Source organism: Streptococcus dentasini, from assembly GCF_053206945.1.
Genome location: NZ_JBRUHS010000002.1, coordinates 238,079 through 255,874, shown reverse-complemented (window position 1 = coordinate 255,874; position 17,796 = coordinate 238,079). Strand labels below are relative to the sequence as shown.

Below are 17,796 nucleotides of genomic sequence, written 5' to 3'. Positions count from 1 at the left end.
AGCAGCTAGTTGCTAAGATCTCAGGTCTTACAGCCACGGCTCCTCTGGGAGATAACTGATTTAGGAAGTCTGTATTTTGGTTGATTTACGTTTTTTCAGCCAGATGTTACTGATATTTGCTAAGCACGATTTATCCGTCGAGTCCTTAATATTTTGATCAAAGGAGAATACTATGATTCCAGTAGTTATTGAACAAACTAGTCGTGGAGAGCGTTCCTACGATATTTATTCACGCCTCTTGAAAGACCGCATCGTCATGCTGACAGGTCCGGTTGAAGATAATATGGCGAATTCAGTTATTGCCCAATTGTTGTTCTTGGACGCTCAAGATAGTACCAAAGATATTTACCTCTATGTGAATTCACCTGGTGGCTCTGTATCAGCTGGCTTGGCTATTGTAGACACTATGAATTTTATTAAATCAGATGTCCAAACAATCGTTATGGGAATGGCTGCATCGATGGGAACCATTATTGCTTCCAGCGGTGCCAAAGGCAAGCGCTTTATGTTGCCGCATGCAGAATACATGATTCACCAGCCGATGGGCGGCACTGGCGGTGGTACGCAACAGTCCGATATGGCTATTGCAGCTGAGCACCTCTTGCAAACGCGCCAAACTCTGGAACAAATTCTGGCAGATAATTCAGGTCAATCGCTTGAGAAGGTCCACGTGGATGCTGAGCGTGATAACTGGATGACAGCTCAGGAAACACTCGAATATGGCTTTATCGATGAAATTATGGAAAACAATGCCTTGAAATAAGATTTAGCGAATAATAGTTGAAAGAGGCTGAGGCAAAAAGTCCCGCCTCTTTTGAATTGCCCTAGATTTATCAAATAGCGCAGAGGTGGGATTGAAATGCTCCAGTGGAGTTTGGCAGTCTGGGGATAGACTGCCAAAGCCTGCCACCTAAAAACAGGAAAGTGGTAGAGGGCTGAGCCTAAAAATAGGAAAGTGAGGAAAATCAAAATCGTGATTTTACCACGATTTACTGATTTTTGTCCTACTTTCATACTTTTTCATAAACCTTTAGCGCAGCTGACTTTCCTTTTCCTAAAAGATATAAGGGACTGTTAAAGGTGGAAGTTTTAAAAACACGAGAGTGAGCAGACCGTTTAAGGAGAGATTGATTTAAGTCATTGACCAGGAATCAGGGAGCGGTGAGAACCCAATTAAAAATTTTTGAGTTCTTTCCATTCTCCTTTTTGTTATAATAGGGATATGTTAAAAATCAATCAGGATTTGTTAGCCATTGATCACCAAATTGACATGCTGGTTAAAGCGATTTTAGAGACCCCTCAAGTGCAGACCTATCGTACGGCCAAAGCAGTTTTGACTGCTGACAGCGATTTGCAAGAAAAAATTCTCCAATTCCAAAACTTGCAAGAGAGCTATGAGGAGCAGAAAAATTATGTTAATTTTAGACCGGAAGTAGCCCAGTTAAGGCGTCAGGTTTTGGCTCAGAAGCGTCAGATAGATATGACGCCTTGCGTCCAAGATTTGAGACTGGCTGAAGTAGCCTTGCAAAAACTTCTGGCCGATTTAACGACTCAAATTTCTCAAGCTGTTTCGCCAGATATATTTGTGGATACAGGTTTGCCCTTTGCACCGCATAAGCGCCAGCATGGACACGGTAGAGGAGAAAATATTCGAGAGAAGGGATAGGAAAATGTTTAATAAGCAAGAACGTAAGGGGATTATCGTCTATCTCTATTACAATCGCGATGCCAGAAAGCTAAATCGTTATGGTGATATGCTTTACCACTCTAGGCGTTTTCGCTATGTGCATCTCTACAGTGATGCGCAAAAGCTTGAGGGGACAATAGCGGCCTTAGAAAAGTTAAGATTTGTTAAGGAGGTACGCCTGTCATCTTTAGATAATATTGATCGCGATTTTGTCGGAAGTTTGTATCGCAATCAGGAAGAAGTGGGTGATGAAACTGATGATCTGGATATTGGTTCGCTTCCTACACTCTAGTTTTGTAGCTAGTTTCGCCCTGTCAGTCTGTTAAAAATTGCTGGAAGTAGTTTTTGTGCTAATCTCTAGTGTTGGATCAAAGATCTAGCGCTTGAGGCCAGTACAATTTTACCCAGCTTTTTCTTTTTACCAATTATAGGTATATTTGTGCCTTTATCTCAGTCTCAGAAAAGTCTTATGTTATTACGAATTAGTAATAATGCTGAAACCCCTTTCTTGACGCTTTTTATCCTGATTAACGAGCGAATCTTCTTGACAATTATCAGATAATTCTGTATTCTATACAGTAGGCTTTTAAAGCTAGGAGGGGGTCAAATATTATGGCCGACCTTTGTGCTTTTCAATCTAAATCCACCTGAATACAACCGTAAGAAAAGTTAGCTACCTTAGTCATTATAGCAACGGTGTGCAGCATTGGGGCTATTTGGGTGGGTCAAGTATCTTTATTAAGGAGAAATAATCTGATGTATAAAAAGATTATCGCAACTGGTATGCTTCTGCTGGCTGCTGTAACATTAGTAGCCTGCGGTAAGTCTCCTGATGTTACCAGCAATGCCGCTGGGACAAAAATTGGCGACACCATTAAAATCGGTGTAGATATGGAGCTGACAGGTCCTGTATCTGCTTACGGATCGGCCGAAAATCAAGGTATCAAGCTGGCTGTTAAAGAAATTAACAAAGCCGGTGGTGTAGATGGCAAAAAGCTAGAATTAGTGACCAAGGACAATAAGTCTGACAATGCTGAAGCTTCTACATCGGCAACGAACCTAGCTGTTCAAAGTCAAGTTAATGCGATTATTGGCCCTGCCACATCTGGAGCGGTTTCGGCAGCTTCGCTGAATGCTCAAAAAACAGGAGTTCCCCTTCTCTCCCCAAGTGGGACGCAGGATGATTTGACCATTGATAATCTCAATGGAAAAACAGAAACAAAGCAGTTTGTTTTCCGTACCACTTTTAGGGATAGTTTCCAAGGGCAAGTACTAGCTCAGTATGCATCGGAAAACCTGCAGGCGAAAAAGGTTGTGCTTTTTTATGATAATTCCAGCGACTATGCCAAAGGGATAGCAGATGAGTTCAAAGAAACTTACAAGGGTGATATTGTTGCCACTAAAACTTTTGCAGCGAAAGATACGGACTTCCAGTCAGCCCTGACAAGTATCAGAGATCTGGACTATGATGCTATCGTTATGCCTGGCTACTACACTGAAACAGGCTTGATTACAAAACAGGCGCGTGATATGGGCATCAGTGCACCTATTCTTGGTCCTGATGGTTTCAGTGATAAGACCTTTGTGAGCTTGGCAGGTAAGAAGAATACGACGAATGTCTACTACGTATCAGGTTACTCTACCAAGATTGCCTTGTCCGGAAAAGCTAATGATTTTATTAGCAACTTTAAAGAAACCTACGGTTCAGAACCCAATATGTTCTCGGCTCTTGCCTATGATTCTGTCTATATGATTGCAGCGGCAGCAAAGGGGGCAGATGACTCTATCGAATTGGCTTCTAATCTGGCAGCCTTGAAAAATTTTGAAGGAGTCACCGGTAAGATGACAATTGATAAGTACCACAACCCAATTAAGTCAGCCGTTATGGTGAAATTGGATAATGGTACAGAAAGCTCCGCTGAAGCTGTAACGGTTAAAAAATAACGGAGCTACTACAACGTTTGTATTAGATGGATAAAACTAGAAAGTTTGGTATTTTATGTTACTTGAACAACTCCCACAACAACTAGTTAATGGTATTATTCTGGGAAGTATCTATGCCTTACTGGCCCTGGGTTATACCATGGTTTATGGGATTATTAAATTGATTAACTTTGCTCATGGAGATATCTTCATGATGGGGGCTTTTATCGGCTACTATGCTATCAATGGTCTTCACATGAACTTCTGGCTGGCCTTGGTTTTTACCATGGTAATAACGGCTCTGTTAGGAATGTTGATTGAATTCTTAGCCTACCGTCCTCTGCGTAATTCCACACGAATTTCAGCTTTGATTACAGCTATAGGGGTATCCTTTCTCTTAGAGTACACCATGGTTTACTTTGTTGGCTCCAATCCGCGTTCGTTCCCAGAAGCTATTCAAAAACATAACTATGATTTAGGACCAGTGACAGTCACCAATATCCAGCTCTTAATCCTGGTTGTGGCTATTGCCTTGATGGTAGCTCTCCAAATAATTGTTAAGAAAACCAAAATGGGGAAAGCTATGCGAGCTGTATCGGTAGACAGTGATGCTGCCCAGCTGATGGGAATCAATGTTAATTCAACCATCAGTTTTACCTTTGCGCTTGGTTCAGCTTGGGCTGGCGCAGCAGGTGTTCTGATTGGTCTCTACTACAATTCCATTGACCCTCTGATGGGGATGATTCCCGGAATTAAAGCCTTTGTCGCCGCTGTATTGGGCGGTATTGGGATTATTCCGGGTGCTGCCTTGGGTGGTTTTGTTATCGGGATTTTGGAAACCTTGGCCAATGCAGTCAACCTGTCGACTTACCGCGATGCTATCGTCTATATTGTACTGATTATCATCCTTCTGGTTCGCCCAGCTGGTATCCTTGGTAAAAATGTGAAAGAGAAGGTGTAAGACATGAAACAGAATTTAAAATTAAATCTTACCTGGCTTGCGCTGATTGCTCTTGTCTACGCTATTCTGCAAATTTTAGCCAGCAGCGGTATTTTGAATCTCTATTACATTCAAATCTTAATGGGAATTGGCATCAGTATCTTGATGGGACTAGGGACTAATCTAGTCTTAGGATTTTCAGGCCAATTAACTTTAGGACAAGCTGGTTTCATGGCTATCGGTGCTTACTCCTCAGCAATTATTACGACCTACTATCCTACCTATGCGGCCTTTTATTGGTCTATCCTAGTAGGCGCTGTTATTGCAGCTGTAGTCGCTATTGTTTTTGGTTTGCCTACCCTACGCTTAAAAGGGGACTATCTGGCCATTGCGACCTTAGGTATGGCGGAAATTATCCGTATTTTAATCATCAACGGCGGAACTTTGACGAACGGTGCTGCTGGTCTGACAGGTATTTTGCCTTATACGACTTGGCAAGTCATCTTTCTCTTTGTAGTTGTCATTACCATTCTTGTCTTAAACCTTCTGCGTTCATCAATGGGACGTCAGATTATCACCCTGCGCGAGGATGAAATCGCAGCGGAGGCTATGGGTGTTAATGTTACCAATAGAAAAGTGCTAATTTTTGCAATCGGTGCGGTCATCTCAGCTATTGCTGGATCCCTCTATGTCAGCTATATCGGTACCATCGTCCCCAAAGATTTCCAATTGATGAAATCAATCGATTACCTCATTGTTGCCGTTCTGGGTGGTTTGGGTTCTATCACAGGAACAATCATCGCAGGAGTTGTTTTAGGTATCCTGAATATGTTCCTACAAAATGTATCAGAGCTGCGGATGATCATCTACTCTATTGCTCTTATTTTGGTAATGATTTTCCGTCCGAGTGGTCTCTTAGGAACTAAGGAATTCACGCTGTCACGTTTCTTTAAAAAGGATAAGGGGGGCAACAACTGATGGCACTTCTTGATGTAAAAAATTTAACAAAAAATTTCGGCGGCCTGACTGCGGTTGGCGATGTCTCCCTTGAGCTCAATGAAGGGGAGTTAGTCGGCCTCATTGGTCCTAACGGTGCAGGTAAGACCACTCTCTTTAACCTTTTGACGGGGGTTTATGTTCCCAGCGAAGGTACGGTAACGCTTGATGGCACCCTCATCAATGGTAAGACCCCGCATAAAATCGCTTCGCTGGGTCTGTCACGGACCTTCCAAAATATCCGTCTTTTTAAGGATATGACTGTTTTAGAAAATGTTTTGATCGGCTTTGCTAATCGTCACAGCGCTCATATCTTGGCCTCTGTCTTGCGTCTGCCAAAATACTATCAAAGTGAGAAGGACATTAAGCAGAAAGCGTTAGACCTGCTAGCGATCTTTGATTTGGCTGATAATGCCGATACTTTAGCTAAAAATCTTCCTTATGGACAGCAGCGCCGTTTGGAAATCGTTCGTGCTCTAGCTACAGAACCCAAGATACTCTTCTTAGACGAGCCTGCCGCCGGCATGAACCCGCAAGAAACAGCGGAATTAACAGCCTTGATCCGTAAAATTAAGGAAGAATTTGGAATCACTATCATCCTCATCGAACATGATATGAATTTAGTGATGGATGTTACTGAACGTATCTATGTATTGGAATACGGCCGTCTCATTGCGCATGGTACACCAGATGAAATCAAGTCTAACAAGCGTGTTATTGAAGCCTATCTTGGAGGTGAAGCCTAGTGTCTATGTTGAAAATTGAAAACCTCTCAGTCAGTTACGGTGCCATTGAAGCTGTAAAGGATGTTAGCTTTGAAGTCAATGAGGGGGAAGTTGTGACCCTTATCGGTGCCAATGGTGCAGGTAAGACCTCTATCCTCAGGACAATTTCGGGCCTTGTCCGTCCCAGCCAAGGAACCGTTTCTTATCTGGACAACGAGATCCAAAAAGTAGCTGCGCGTAAGATTGTAGCGGATGGATTGGCTCAGGTTCCCGAAGGCCGTCATGTTTTTCCGGGTCTGACCGTTTTAGAAAACCTAGAAATGGGGGCTTTTCTCAAGAATAACAAGGATACGAACCAATCCAATCTAAAGAAAATCTTTGATCGGTTTCCGCGTTTAGAAGAGCGAAAAAATCAAGATGCAGCTACCCTTTCAGGTGGTGAACAGCAGATGTTGGCTATGGGACGTGCACTTATGAGTCAGCCCAAACTCTTGTTACTCGATGAGCCGTCGATGGGATTGGCCCCAATCTTCATCCAAGAGATCTTTGATATTATCCAAGATATTCAAAAGCAAGGGACAACGGTTCTATTGATTGAGCAGAACGCCAACAAAGCTCTCTCTATTGCTGATCGAGGTTATGTGCTGGAGACAGGTAAGATTGTCCTGTCAGGAACAGGTCAAGAGCTGCTGGCTTCTGATGAAGTGCGCAAGGCCTATCTTGGGGGCTAAGTGGCCGAGAGCCGGTTTTTGCAAAACATAAAGATAATCCTCAACTGTTAAGTTGGGGATTATCTTATGTTTTCATGTATTTTGAAAATCAAAATCATGCAGTGTTGACCTTGTTATGTTGCCTAGGTTGATTTGGCTCTTTTTGCATGTAGTTTTTCGTCTGGTAGAAAAGAGTTGCATCGCAATATAAGAGAACTCTCTTTTAGTTTCTTTATATTGTAAAATAGCTTGAATAATTGGGAAAATAGGCTATAATGAAATTCGAGTATACTTAAAGGAAAAAAACAACCATGACATTTAAAAAAAGTGAAACCCTCTATCTTCTAATGAGTTTAGTCTTAATGGTAATGATTTTTGGTCTTTATTTACTGGCTAAACGTGTTTATACTGTCAAACCTGGCGATGTTGAAGTGGCCCCAACTCATGTGACTTCATCATCCTCGTCTTCTAAATCTTCAAACTCATTGGAAGCTGATTTGGCTGATCTAGAGGCGAACCCAAGCCGAGAGGCCGCTGACGATGTTCAAAAAGAGATTGACCGGCTAGATGATAAGACTAAAAAATCAGACTATCAGAACCGTCTGAATGTGATTCTAGCCCAGATGGCGATTGATGCCGCGGATGCTAGCCGAACCGCTGATAGTATCCAAGAAGCTCAAGCAGCTATCGATAAAGTGCAGAGCCAGTCTGAAAAGACCAACCTGCAGACTCAGTTAGACACTATCAGTCAGGGTGGTGGTCTGTCATCGAGTGTGGCTCAATAATTTAAATTAGAATTATTTTTGTCATTTTTTTGTCATTTTTGGCTATAAAACCTTATTGTACCAAGTAATTACCTAAGAAAGGTACCTCTAAGAATATGACAGAGGTGTTAAAAAGAAATTAAATTTCCTTGGACTTGGCAGGAAATTCAGGTATAATAGGTCAAGAAATACATTATAGTTGGAGATGACACTATGGCCAGACGCAGCCGTTCAAAGATCAAAACCTTTAGTGCGCATTATTTCATCAATATTTTACTATTTGTGATCTACCTAGCCGTTTCTTCGGTGACAGTTCACACTATGTTTAAGTATCATTTCCTAGCCTTCCGTTACTTGAATATTATCATAACCCTAGTGCTGTTAGCGGTTTTATTCCTGTCTGGCTTTTTGATACTAAAAAATAAGTTCAAACTAAGCACCAGCTTTCTCTTGGTGATTTTTACGACCCTATCGACGGTAACTTTCTTAGGATTTAATTCGACAGTGGGTTTCTTTGGTAATCTCAACAACTCTACCAAATATTCAGAAGTTGAAATGCAGGTAGTGGTGCCCAAGGACAGTCCGGCTAATAGTGTCAAGGAAATTGACACTGTTGAAGCACCAACTCAGACTGATGGCACCAATATTAATGAGTTCATTAAGCAAATTAAATCAGATACCTCTAAGAGCCTAAGAGTTAGCCATGTAGATTCTTACGTTCAGGCCTATAACAATCTGACCTCAGGATCGACTCAGGCCATTATTTTAAACAGTGCCTATGCCAATCTGATAGAAAATCAGGATAAGGATTACCATAGTAAGGTCAAAGTTCTCTATAAATATAAGATTCAGACAGCTACCACTATCAAATCTAAAAAAAGGTCAAAAGCTGACGCCTTTAATATCTATATTTCAGGTATTGATACTTATGGTTCTATCAACTCAGTCTCTCGTTCTGATGTTAATATTATCATGACGGTCAACTTAAAGACCCACAAGGTGCTTTTGACAACTACCCCGCGTGACGCCTATGTTGCTATTCCAGATGGCGGTCAAAATCAAAAGGATAAGCTGACCCATGCTGGTCTCTACGGTGTTGAAACCTCTATGAAGACCCTGCAGAATCTCTATAATGTAGACATTGATTACTATGCCCGTCTCAACTTTACATCTTTCTTAAAGCTTGTTGATCTTTTGGGTGGTATTGATGTTTATAATGACCAAGCTTTCACGGCTCACACTAATAAAGACTATACCTTTGAAGTGGGTAATGTCCATTTGGATTCGCAAGGAGCTTTAGCTTTTGTGCGTGAACGCTACAGTCTTGAAAATGGAGATAATGACCGCGGTAAAAATCAGGAAAAAGTTATCTCGGCAATTATCAACAAGCTAGCCTCGAGCAAATCTATCAGTAAGATTTCATCGATTGCTAATAACTTACAAGACTCTATTCAAACTAATATGCCGTTAGAAGATGTAATGACCATTGCCAATACGCAGCTGTCTTCAGGTAAAAAATTCACAGTAAGCTCACAAGCCGTTACAGGTACAGGTTCAACGGGAGAATTGCCATCTTACGCGATGCCGGGAGCCTCACTTTATATGATGCAGTTGGATGATGCTAGTGTATCTGACGCTAGCCAGCAAATTGAGGACGTGTTAGGAGGAAAATAGGGTGATTGATATTCATTCGCATATTATTTTTGATGTGGATGACGGTCCTGCGACCTTGGAAGAAAGTCTAGCCCTAATTGCTGAGAGCTATCAGCAGGGAGTTAGGACGATTGTGGCTACCTCCCATCGCCGCAAAGGAATGTTTGAAACACCCGAAGAGATTCTGTGGGCTAATTTCCAGCAGGTCAAAGAGTCAGCTAAGGAGCGCTTTGCTGACTTAAACTTGCTCTACGGTGGTGAGCTCTACTACACAGAAGATCTGAGGCAAAAATTGGAGGCAGGTCTTGTGCCTACTATGGCTGAAAGCCGGTATGCCCTGATTGAGTTTAGTATGGCAACGCCTTGGCGAGACCTCCACCAAGCTCTAACGAAACTGCTCTTATTAGGGATTACTCCGATCGTTGCGCATATTGAACGCTATAATGCCTTAGAAAATAAGCCAGCTAGGGTTCAGGAGCTGCTCAATATGGGCTGTTATACTCAAGTGAACAGCAACCATGTCCTTAAGCCAAGGTGGTTTTCTGATTCGGAAAAAATCTTTAAAAGGCGGGGTCGTTACTTTTTAGAGCAAGATTTAGTTTCTTGCATTGCCAGTGATATGCATAATCTAGATAAGCGTCCGCCTTTTATGGCTCAGGCCTATCAAGCAGTCCTCAAGGCTTATGGGCAGGACAAGGCGCAAGCCCTATTCAAAAACAACATGGCTCAGTTGCTTGGCCATGAGTATGTATAAAGGAGTACCTATGAATTCAGCAGAAAATGCATCATTTGAAATTGATGTGTTCGCCCTACTTAAGAAACTGTGGAACCGAAAGTTTTTGATCATTTTTGTTTCCCTGCTTCTTGGCTTTGTCACTTTATTTGTGAGTGCTTTCATTCTCCCCAAGGAATACACTTCATCCACGCGTATTTATGTGGTGCATAACAATAGTAATTCCATCAACTATCAGGACATTCAAGCCGGAACTGATTTGGTTAATGACTATAAAGAAATTATCCAATCACAGGATGTTTTGGATGAAGTTGTTGACAAGCAAAAATTGGATATCACGCCAGAGGAACTGGGGAACCGTATTGTAGTTGATGTACCAACAGACACGCGTCTGATTACTATTTCGGTTAAAGATAGAAATGCTCAAGAAGCTAGCCGCTTAGCTAATGCTATCCGCGATGTTGCTATCCAGAAGATTAAGGATGTGACTAAGGTCGAGGATGTGACGATTGCCGAAACAGCCAAAGTTCCCACAGCGCCAAGCTCTCCTAATATCAAACGCAATCTAATTCTCGGTATCTTAGCAGGAGGTTTCCTCACGGTCGTAACCTTGATTATCTTTGAAGCTTTGGATGATCGGATTAAGACCAGTGAAGATGTGGAAAAAGCCTTGGATCGTACCTTGCTTGGGGTTGTTCCAGCAATTGAGCAGTAGGAGGAATGATGGGTTACTTAGAGTTAGCAAAACAAAAAGAAAAACTGATCAATACAGCAGAGGAATATTATAATTCCATCCGTGCTAATATCCAATTTAGTGGCAGTCATATCAAGGTTATTGCACTGACCTCGGTGCAGCCGCAAGAAGGTAAGTCTACAACGACTGCAAGTTTAGCGGTATCTTTTGCGCGTGCAGGCTTCAAGACCTTATTGATTGATGCTGATACCCGCAACTCAGTCATGATGGGTACCTTTAAACCGGACGGTTCGGTCAAGGGATTAACCGATTTCTTAACGGGCTATGCAGACCTGCAGGCTGTTATCAGTCGTACCAGTGTTGACAATCTTTCCCTTATTCCTGCGGGACAGGTTCCTCCTAATCCGACTGCTCTGCTTCAGAGTGATAATTTTAAGCGTATGATTGGGGCGGTCAGAGAGCACTATGATTATGTTCTGATCGATACGCCGCCAATTGGTCGAGTAGTCGACGCAGCTATTATAGCTCAGGAGTCTGATGCATCGGTTTTGATTACCGAAGCAGGCCTTATCCATGCTCGATTTGCTAAGAAGGCTATCGAGCAGATGGAAAAGAGTGGCGCACAGTTTCTGGGTATTATTCTCAATAAGGTTGATGAAAGAACAGAAAACTACGGTAGTTACGGCAGCTATGGCGATTATGGTGATAAAGCTAGAAAGAAGCCGCAATCTAGCTCTCATCACAGCAGAAGAGCTAAATAAGAACTGGTCATTAGACCGGTTTTTTAATAGCCTAAACCTGCCAGTCTCAAAGGTTTTTGCTATAATAGGACAAGGTATTTGCAATCGAAAGAGAGGACATCATCATGGAACGTGCTATTTTTGCCGGCGGTTGTTTTTGGTGTATGGTTCAGCCCTTTGAAGAGCAAGAGGGAATATTATCAGTTCGTTCTGGCTACACTGGGGGTTATGTCGAAAATCCGACCTATGAGGAGGTTTGTTCCCATACAACAGGCCATACAGAAGCAGTCGAAATCATCTTCGATGAGAATCAAGTTTCCTATGAGGAACTAGTAGAACTTTACTGGGCTCAGACCGATCCGACGGATGCTTTTGGCCAGTTTGAAGATCGCGGAGATAATTACCGGCCGGTCATCTTTTATACGACGGACGAACAAAAAGCTATCGCTGAAAAATCTAAAGCCAATCTAGCTGCTTCTGGACGCTTTGAGGCTCCAATCGTCACTAGTATTGAGCCAGCCCAGACTTTTTATCTAGCTGAGGACTACCATCAGGAGTTTTATAAGAAAAATCCCGAGCGCTACGCTCAGTCCAGCCGTCTACGACATCGCTTTTTGGAGGAACATTGGCAATGAGAAAGTCCTTTTACACCTGGCTGATGGCCCAGCGCAATCCCAAGTCTCAGGAACCAGCAGCCCTGCTGGCCGATCTGGCCTTTAACGACAGCACCTTTCCCAAGCATACCGATAATTTCGAGGAGGTCAGCCGCTACCTAGAAGACCAGGCCAGCTTTAGCTTTAATCTAAGTGATTTTGATAAGATTTGGGAAGATTATTTGGCCCACTAAGGTAGCAGTCCATGAAATTTATCTACATTACATTAGGCTGTTTAGCTTTTGTCTTAGGGCTTATTGGTGTTATTCTCCCTGTTTTGCCAACTACACCTTTCTTGCTGCTGGCAGGCGTTTGCTTTACCAGAAGTTCTGAGAAGTTTGAGTTCTGGCTGAAAAGGACAAGGGTGTACCAAAATTATGTGTCAGATTATGCTGAAACGAAAACAATTTCAAAAGAACGAAAGAAAAAGATTATCTGGCGTATCTATGTTTTAATGGCTGTTTCTATCATTTTAGCACCTCTTTGGCCTGTACGCTTGTTGTTAGCTGGTTTAACGATTTTTATTACTTATTATCTCTTCAAGGTGATTCCTGATAAAGACGAATGAAACCATGGTTTGCCCGTGCTTTTTTCAGTCAAATACGATATAATAAGACCACTAATAAGGAAGGAAAGAGGCAGTTTATTTGCAAGAGTATTCTGTTGAAATAAAGCTCAATCATCCCGATGATTTGCTGGCTCTCTTTGGCAGCAATGAACGTCACCTAAAATTGATTGAAGAAAATACGGATGTCGTGATCCATGCCAGAACTGAAGTGGTGCAGATCCTGAGTGATGATGAAGCTGCCTTAGAAACAGCTCGTCTGGCTATTGAAGCCCTGCTGATTCTAGTCGGTCGCGGCATGCTGATCAATACTTCTGATGTTGTCACTGCCCTGAGCATGGCTCAAGGCGGAACGATTGACCAATTCGTCGCCCTCTATGAAGAGGAAATTATCAAAGATAATTACGGTAAGCCAATCCGTGTCAAAACTCTGGGGCAAAAGGTTTATGTGGATAGTGTCAAGAATCACGATGTCGTCTTTGGTATCGGTCCAGCAGGAACTGGTAAAACCTTTCTGGCTGTAACCTTAGCGGTAACAGCCCTTAAGCGTGGTCAAGTCAAGCGCATTATTCTGACGCGTCCGGCCGTCGAGGCCGGTGAGAGTCTAGGCTTTTTACCGGGGGACCTCAAGGAAAAGGTTGATCCTTATTTGCGCCCCGTTTATGATGCCCTCTATCAGATTTTAGGAAAAGAGCAGACAACCCGGCTCATGGAGCGAGAAATTATTGAGATTGCCCCCCTGGCCTATATGCGTGGGCGGACACTGGACGATGCTTTTGTTATCCTGGATGAAGCCCAGAACACGACCATCATGCAGATGAAGATGTTCCTGACACGTCTAGGTTTTAACTCTAAGATGATTGTCAATGGGGATACTAGTCAGATTGACCTGCCTAGAAATAGCCCTTCTGGTCTGCTCGATGCTATCGAGAAGCTCAAAGCTATTAAGCAGATTGACTTTGTTTACCTATCGGCTAAGGATGTGGTCAGACACCCTGTGGTTGCTGAAATTATCAATGCTTATGAGCAAGAGGCTGAGTAGTTTAGGAGAGCTTTTAAACCATATAACTATAAAAAGAGTGGGAAGTTGGTTCTTTAGCAACTAACTTCCCACTCTTTTAACTTTATGAAGATCGGTCTAGTTTTTGGGATTGAGAAAAGCATAAGCAGCACCGATGAGCAGGCCTCCGCCAATCCAGTTGCCGACAAAGGATATGAACCAGTGGCGCAGCACATTGGTAAGAGTATAGCCGTCAAGATGAACAGAGGTGAAACCCATCAGGAAGAAGGATGAAAAATTAGCCACCAAGTGTTCTGCATTCATAAAGACAAACATAAAGATAGCTGAAATAATCAGAGTAATCTTGGCCGTTTCATCTTTGACTAAAAGATAAGAAAGGATAGCAATATTGACAAAAATATTAGCAATAATACTGTCAAAGAAAATCTGTGCGGATGTTTTAGCCAGTTTGACCTGGACAGTATTGACCAAAAAACTTTTGTCATTGACGAGACTGTAAGCAAAACTTTGGTTAAATAGAGCGGCGATCAGAGCGGCTCCAATTAAATTAAAGATAGTGCAGACGATAAGAATTTTGAAAACCTTTTTGACTGAAATGAAGCGATAGTAAGCTCCCGCAGTTAAATACATCATATTAGAAGTAACCAATTCGGCATTTAAAAAGAGAATATAAACAAGGCCAAAGCTAAATATAAAGGGAAAGATAAAGCGCCCTAGGTTTGGATGAATCTGATTAACGACATCAGCTGCAATACCACCGACACCTGTACTGAGCGTCAAAAATGCGCCAGCAAAAAGCGATTTTAGTGCATAACGAGAAAAACTCTGATCAATCAGCTGGACTTTAGTCTGACAAGCTGTTTTAACTTTTTCAGAAAATGACATGATAGCCTCCATGGATAGTGATAAGGCTATTTTAACATAAGAGATCAGCTTTTGAAAAGGCTTTCAAAAAAAGTTATTCCTTCAGCTAGGCCCTTTCTCTTGTTTTATCCAGAGGCTAGGCTTTTATGCTATAATAGAGGTGATAATTAGATTGGAAGACCTATGTATATTGAAATAAGAGATGAGACTAAGCAAGTCTCACAAGAGATGCTCAGTCAGATTAAAGAAATGCTCGAGTTTGCTGCTAAAAAGCTAGGCCAGGAAACTAAAGAAATGGCTGTCACTTTTGTTGATAATGAGACGATACACCAAATTAACTTAGAATATCGCGGCATGGATCACCCAACTGATGTGGTCAGTTTGGAGTACAAGCCAGAAGCGCCCATCATTTTTTCTGACGAAGATCTAGCAGAAAATCCTGAATTAGCAGAGATGATGGCGGACTATGATGCCTACATCGGCGAACTCTTTATTTCTGTTGACAAGGCACACGAGCAGGCTGAAAGCTATGGTCACAGCTTCGAGCGTGAGATGGGGTTTCTAGCTATTCATGGTTTTCTGCACATTAATGGCTATGATCACTATACTCCGGCAGAAGAAAAAGAGATGTTCACTTTACAGGAAGAGATTTTAGAAGCCTATGGACTTACGCGAGACTAATTCACCTAAAAAATGGAAAAACCGAACGCTAACCTCTAGTTTAGAATTTGCCCTGACCGGTATCTTTACAGCTTTCAAAGAAGAACGTAACATGCGCAAGCATGGGATATCAGCTATTCTGGCTGTTCTAGCTGGTGTTATTTTCCATATTACGGCTGTGGAATGGTTGTTCTTATCGCTGGCTATATTCTTGGTGATTACTTTTGAGATTATTAACTCGGCAATTGAAAATGTCGTCGATTTGGCTAGTAATTATCACTTTTCGATGTTGGCCAAGAACGCCAAAGATATGGCTGCCGGTGCCGTACTGGTTATTTCGGGGTATGCGGTTGTAACTGGCCTCATTATCTTTGTGCCAAAAATTTGGGTCATGCTCTTTCATTAAGTCAGTTGCTGTACTTGAGCGAATGGAGCTATTTTTTTAGAATAGAAAGGAATGGACGGGTTTGTGTTTTGAAATGAACACGGACTAAAGCTATGTAAAAAGAGGGACTGGGTAACAAGCATTTGCTCTGCCAGTCATTATTTTTATCTTGCTTAACGTTTTTGTATCGTATGTTTAAATCAGGATTTGTGGCTATTTTAGGCCGTCCTAACGTTGGTAAATCAACATTTCTCAACCATGTCATGGGGCAGAAAATCGCCATCATGAGCGATAAAGCCCAGACAACGCGCAATAAAATCATGGGCATCTATACGACCGATACGGAGCAGATTGTTTTTATTGATACTCCGGGAATTCATAAGCCTAAAACAGCTCTGGGCGATTTCATGGTGGAGTCGGCTTATTCGACCCTGCGTGAAGTGGAAACCGTTCTTTTTATGGTGCCGGCCGACGAGGCGCGGGGCAAGGGCGATAATATGATTATAGAGCGCCTTAAGGCAGCTAAGATTCCAGTCATTTTGGTCATTAATAAGATTGACAAGGTCCATCCTGACCCACTTTTAGAGCAGATTGATGATTTCCGTAGTCAGATGGACTTCAAGGAAATTGTTCCGATTTCTGCCCTTCAAGGCAATAATGTGGAAACTCTGATGACCATTCTCAAGGACAATCTGGAGGAAGGCTTCCAGTATTTCCCTGAAGATCAAATCACAGACCATCCAGAGCGCTTCTTGGTCTCTGAAATGATTCGTGAGAAAATTCTCAAATTGACCGAGCAGGAAGTTCCGCACTCCGTGGCTGTAGTGATTGAGTCCATGAAGCGCGACGAAGAAACAGACAAGGTGCATATCCGCGCGACCATCATGGTCGAACGCGACAGTCAAAAAGGCATCATCATCGGTAAGCAAGGTGCTATGCTTAAGAAAATCGGTAAGATGGCCAGACGTGACATCGAACTCATGCTGGGGGACAAGGTTTACCTTGAAACTTGGGTCAAGGTCAAGAAAAATTGGCGCGATAAGAAGTTGGACTTGGCAGACTTTGGCTATAATAAGAAAGAGTATTAAAATAGCCTACGGATAGACTATTTTAACCCGAGCCTGAAAACAGAAAAGCGAGGCAGATGCAGGTCCAGTGGACTGTTTTAGGTCATCGCCTGAAAATAAGAGAGCGATGAGATCCAGTGGACCTTTTTAACCCGAGCCCAGAAATGGGGAAGCGAGACACGGATAGACTCGTAGTCCAAGTTGGGCTTAGTGAGAGGACAGACCAATGACAGCTAACCTATTTATCGAAGAGACAGGGCAAGAACAGAAACAAACAATAATCTTTTTGCACGCTTCGGGTTCCAGTAGTAAAATGTGGCAGCATCACATAGCAGCACTAAAAAATGATTTCCACTGTATCGCCATTGACTTGCCCGGACATGGTAATAGTCGTAACATTGAGTGGACAACTTTCGACGATGTTACGGAAATGATTGCCAGCATTATCAAGGCGAAAGCTCACGGGAAGCCTCATCTTGTCGGACTATCACTGGGAGCCAGTCTTATTTTGAAACTACTGGTGAAAGAGGCTGACTTAGTTGGTCAGGCGATTGTTGACGGTTCCAGCCATCAGCCAATAAAAGGTTATCGCAAGGTCATTGCTGGTGTCTATGTTATGTCACTGCTAAAAAATACAAAGTTGGTCGCCAAACTCATGAGCAGCATGATGGCAAAAGATGGTGTTCCTGAAGAAGAGTATAGAAGCTTTGTTGCAGATTTACAGCAGGCTTCAAAGCGCTCCTTTCACCGTGCTATGTCCCAAGCTAATCTTTTAAGAATAAACCTGAGAGTTGATAATCCTGTCTTTTTCGTTTCAGGTGGAAAGGAGTCGGGTTCGATACATGAATCACACCAATTGCTGGTAAGTAAAAATCCAGCCAGCGAGTGTGCTTATTATCCCGACAAAGGTCATGCTTGGCTGTTTAGTGATGTGACTACCCACATTCAGCTCGTGCAGTATTTTTTACAGAGAGCTGCCTTTCCCAATCAATTGAGGCGGTTTGCTGATTAAGAAG

Annotated in this window: 22 protein-coding genes; 21 read left to right on the top strand and 1 reads right to left on the bottom strand. The window is 42.5% G+C overall.

Annotated elements, in window-relative coordinates:
- The first annotated feature begins 172 nt into the window (after nt 1–172).
- The 17 genes from ACVR1G_RS02675 to ACVR1G_RS02595 all read left to right on the top strand — a co-directional run bounded on the left by ACVR1G_RS02675 (nt 173) and on the right by ACVR1G_RS02595 (nt 13,825).
- Nucleotides 173–763, top strand: coding sequence for an ATP-dependent Clp protease proteolytic subunit (locus ACVR1G_RS02675; protein ID WP_447451676.1), 591 nt, complete (start codon nt 173–175; stop codon nt 761–763).
- A 459-nt stretch (nt 764–1,222) separates the two neighbouring features.
- Nucleotides 1,223–1,666: a YlbF/YmcA family competence regulator gene (locus tag ACVR1G_RS02670; protein ID WP_447451675.1), complete on the top strand. Its 444-nt coding sequence runs from the start codon at nt 1,223–1,225 to the stop codon at nt 1,664–1,666.
- A 4-nt stretch (nt 1,667–1,670) separates the two neighbouring features.
- Nucleotides 1,671–1,979 carry a DUF2129 domain-containing protein gene (locus ACVR1G_RS02665; RefSeq protein ID WP_447451674.1) on the top strand — a complete coding sequence of 103 codons (309 nt, stop codon included), beginning with the start codon at nt 1,671–1,673 and terminating at the stop codon, nt 1,977–1,979.
- A 464-nt stretch (nt 1,980–2,443) separates the two neighbouring features.
- Nucleotides 2,444–3,631, top strand: a complete 1,188-nt coding sequence (locus ACVR1G_RS02660) for an ABC transporter substrate-binding protein (RefSeq protein WP_447451673.1) — start codon at nt 2,444–2,446, stop codon at nt 3,629–3,631.
- 55 nt (nt 3,632–3,686) lie between these two features.
- Nucleotides 3,687–4,571, top strand: a complete 885-nt coding sequence (locus ACVR1G_RS02655) for a branched-chain amino acid ABC transporter permease (protein ID WP_447451672.1) — start codon at nt 3,687–3,689, stop codon at nt 4,569–4,571.
- A gap of 3 nt (nt 4,572–4,574) precedes the next feature.
- Complete coding sequence (locus ACVR1G_RS02650; protein ID WP_447451671.1) at nt 4,575–5,528, top strand: branched-chain amino acid ABC transporter permease; 954 nt, start codon at nt 4,575–4,577, stop codon at nt 5,526–5,528.
- Nucleotides 5,528–6,292: an ABC transporter ATP-binding protein gene (locus tag ACVR1G_RS02645; RefSeq protein ID WP_447451670.1), complete on the top strand. Its 765-nt coding sequence runs from the start codon at nt 5,528–5,530 to the stop codon at nt 6,290–6,292. Before ACVR1G_RS02650 ends, ACVR1G_RS02645 begins: the two co-directional genes overlap by 1 nt.
- Nucleotides 6,292–7,002 (top strand): ABC transporter ATP-binding protein, encoded by a 711-nt coding sequence (locus ACVR1G_RS02640; RefSeq protein ID WP_447451669.1) that lies wholly within the window; start codon nt 6,292–6,294, stop codon nt 7,000–7,002. The genes ACVR1G_RS02645 and ACVR1G_RS02640 overlap by 1 nt, the downstream gene beginning before the upstream one ends.
- Before the next feature lie 290 nt (nt 7,003–7,292).
- Nucleotides 7,293–7,766: a hypothetical protein gene (locus tag ACVR1G_RS02635; protein WP_447451668.1), complete on the top strand. Its 474-nt coding sequence runs from the start codon at nt 7,293–7,295 to the stop codon at nt 7,764–7,766.
- Between the two features lie 192 nt (nt 7,767–7,958).
- Nucleotides 7,959–9,419, top strand: coding sequence for an LCP family glycopolymer transferase CpsA (gene cpsA / locus ACVR1G_RS02630; protein WP_447451667.1), 1,461 nt, complete (start codon nt 7,959–7,961; stop codon nt 9,417–9,419).
- A 1-nt stretch (nt 9,420) separates the two neighbouring features.
- Entirely contained in the window at nt 9,421–10,152 is a 732-nt protein-coding gene (cps4B, locus tag ACVR1G_RS02625) for a capsular polysaccharide biosynthesis protein Cps4B (protein ID WP_447451666.1), read from the top strand.
- A gap of 10 nt (nt 10,153–10,162) precedes the next feature.
- The gene (locus ACVR1G_RS02620; RefSeq protein ID WP_447451665.1) at nt 10,163–10,846 is read left to right on the top strand and encodes a Wzz/FepE/Etk N-terminal domain-containing protein; all 684 of its coding nucleotides are present in this window, start codon (nt 10,163–10,165) and stop codon (nt 10,844–10,846) included.
- An 8-nt stretch (nt 10,847–10,854) separates the two neighbouring features.
- Nucleotides 10,855–11,586 carry a tyrosine-protein kinase gene (locus tag ACVR1G_RS02615; protein ID WP_447451716.1) on the top strand — a complete coding sequence of 244 codons (732 nt, stop codon included), beginning with the start codon at nt 10,855–10,857 and terminating at the stop codon, nt 11,584–11,586.
- A 104-nt stretch (nt 11,587–11,690) separates the two neighbouring features.
- Nucleotides 11,691–12,200 (top strand): peptide-methionine (S)-S-oxide reductase MsrA, encoded by a 510-nt coding sequence (msrA, locus tag ACVR1G_RS02610; RefSeq protein WP_447451664.1) that lies wholly within the window; start codon nt 11,691–11,693, stop codon nt 12,198–12,200.
- Complete coding sequence (locus ACVR1G_RS02605; RefSeq protein WP_447451663.1) at nt 12,197–12,412, top strand: YozE family protein; 216 nt, start codon at nt 12,197–12,199, stop codon at nt 12,410–12,412. The genes msrA and ACVR1G_RS02605 overlap by 4 nt, the downstream gene beginning before the upstream one ends.
- 11 nt (nt 12,413–12,423) lie before the next feature.
- Entirely contained in the window at nt 12,424–12,786 is a 363-nt protein-coding gene (locus ACVR1G_RS02600; RefSeq protein ID WP_447451662.1) for a YbaN family protein, read from the top strand.
- Between the two features lie 79 nt (nt 12,787–12,865).
- Complete coding sequence (locus ACVR1G_RS02595; protein WP_447451661.1) at nt 12,866–13,825, top strand: PhoH family protein; 960 nt, start codon at nt 12,866–12,868, stop codon at nt 13,823–13,825.
- A 96-nt stretch (nt 13,826–13,921) separates the two neighbouring features.
- Here ACVR1G_RS02595 and ACVR1G_RS02590 read toward each other — a convergent pair whose 3' ends face one another.
- Nucleotides 13,922–14,689, bottom strand: coding sequence for a formate/nitrite transporter family protein (locus ACVR1G_RS02590; protein WP_447451660.1), 768 nt, complete (start codon nt 14,687–14,689; stop codon nt 13,922–13,924).
- 162 nt (nt 14,690–14,851) lie between these two features.
- Between ACVR1G_RS02590 and ybeY the strand changes: the two genes are divergently transcribed.
- The 4 genes from ybeY to ACVR1G_RS02570 all read left to right on the top strand — a co-directional run bounded on the left by ybeY (nt 14,852) and on the right by ACVR1G_RS02570 (nt 17,792).
- Entirely contained in the window at nt 14,852–15,349 is a 498-nt protein-coding gene (ybeY, locus tag ACVR1G_RS02585) for an rRNA maturation RNase YbeY (RefSeq protein WP_447451659.1), read from the top strand.
- Nucleotides 15,330–15,734 carry a diacylglycerol kinase gene (gene dagK / locus ACVR1G_RS02580; protein WP_447451658.1) on the top strand — a complete coding sequence of 135 codons (405 nt, stop codon included), beginning with the start codon at nt 15,330–15,332 and terminating at the stop codon, nt 15,732–15,734. The genes ybeY and dagK overlap by 20 nt, the downstream gene beginning before the upstream one ends.
- 170 nt (nt 15,735–15,904) lie before the next feature.
- A complete protein-coding gene (gene era, locus ACVR1G_RS02575) occupies nt 15,905–16,801 on the top strand; it encodes a GTPase Era (protein ID WP_447451657.1) in 897 nt (298 codons plus the stop codon).
- Nucleotides 16,802–17,006: 205 nt separating this feature from the next.
- Nucleotides 17,007–17,792 (top strand): alpha/beta fold hydrolase, encoded by a 786-nt coding sequence (locus ACVR1G_RS02570; RefSeq protein ID WP_447451656.1) that lies wholly within the window; start codon nt 17,007–17,009, stop codon nt 17,790–17,792.
- Nucleotides 17,793–17,796 lie beyond the last annotated feature (4 nt).

Excerpts from the sequence above, each read along its gene's own strand:
- ACVR1G_RS02675 (WP_447451676.1), top strand. The coding sequence starts at position 173 with ATGATTCCAGTAGTTATTGAACAAACTAGTCGTGGAGAGCGTTCCTAC.
- ACVR1G_RS02670 (WP_447451675.1), top strand. The coding sequence starts at position 1,223 with ATGTTAAAAATCAATCAGGATTTGTTAGCCATTGATCACCAAATTGAC.
- ACVR1G_RS02665 (WP_447451674.1), top strand. The coding sequence starts at position 1,671 with ATGTTTAATAAGCAAGAACGTAAGGGGATTATCGTCTATCTCTATTAC.
- ACVR1G_RS02660 (WP_447451673.1), top strand. The coding sequence starts at position 2,444 with ATGTATAAAAAGATTATCGCAACTGGTATGCTTCTGCTGGCTGCTGTA.
- ACVR1G_RS02655 (WP_447451672.1), top strand. The coding sequence starts at position 3,687 with ATGTTACTTGAACAACTCCCACAACAACTAGTTAATGGTATTATTCTG.
- ACVR1G_RS02650 (WP_447451671.1), top strand. The coding sequence starts at position 4,575 with ATGAAACAGAATTTAAAATTAAATCTTACCTGGCTTGCGCTGATTGCT.
- ACVR1G_RS02645 (WP_447451670.1), top strand. The coding sequence starts at position 5,528 with ATGGCACTTCTTGATGTAAAAAATTTAACAAAAAATTTCGGCGGCCTG.
- ACVR1G_RS02635 (WP_447451668.1), top strand. The coding sequence starts at position 7,293 with ATGACATTTAAAAAAAGTGAAACCCTCTATCTTCTAATGAGTTTAGTC.
- cpsA (WP_447451667.1), top strand. The coding sequence starts at position 7,959 with ATGGCCAGACGCAGCCGTTCAAAGATCAAAACCTTTAGTGCGCATTAT.
- ACVR1G_RS02620 (WP_447451665.1), top strand. The coding sequence starts at position 10,163 with ATGAATTCAGCAGAAAATGCATCATTTGAAATTGATGTGTTCGCCCTA.
- ACVR1G_RS02615 (WP_447451716.1), top strand. The coding sequence starts at position 10,855 with ATGGGTTACTTAGAGTTAGCAAAACAAAAAGAAAAACTGATCAATACA.
- msrA (WP_447451664.1), top strand. The coding sequence starts at position 11,691 with ATGGAACGTGCTATTTTTGCCGGCGGTTGTTTTTGGTGTATGGTTCAG.
- ACVR1G_RS02605 (WP_447451663.1), top strand. The coding sequence starts at position 12,197 with ATGAGAAAGTCCTTTTACACCTGGCTGATGGCCCAGCGCAATCCCAAG.
- ACVR1G_RS02600 (WP_447451662.1), top strand. The coding sequence starts at position 12,424 with ATGAAATTTATCTACATTACATTAGGCTGTTTAGCTTTTGTCTTAGGG.
- ACVR1G_RS02590 (WP_447451660.1), bottom strand. The coding sequence starts at position 14,689 with ATGTCATTTTCTGAAAAAGTTAAAACAGCTTGTCAGACTAAAGTCCAG.
- ybeY (WP_447451659.1), top strand. The coding sequence starts at position 14,852 with ATGTATATTGAAATAAGAGATGAGACTAAGCAAGTCTCACAAGAGATG.
- dagK (WP_447451658.1), top strand. The coding sequence starts at position 15,330 with ATGGACTTACGCGAGACTAATTCACCTAAAAAATGGAAAAACCGAACG.
- era (WP_447451657.1), top strand. The coding sequence starts at position 15,905 with ATGTTTAAATCAGGATTTGTGGCTATTTTAGGCCGTCCTAACGTTGGT.
- ACVR1G_RS02570 (WP_447451656.1), top strand. The coding sequence starts at position 17,007 with ATGACAGCTAACCTATTTATCGAAGAGACAGGGCAAGAACAGAAACAA.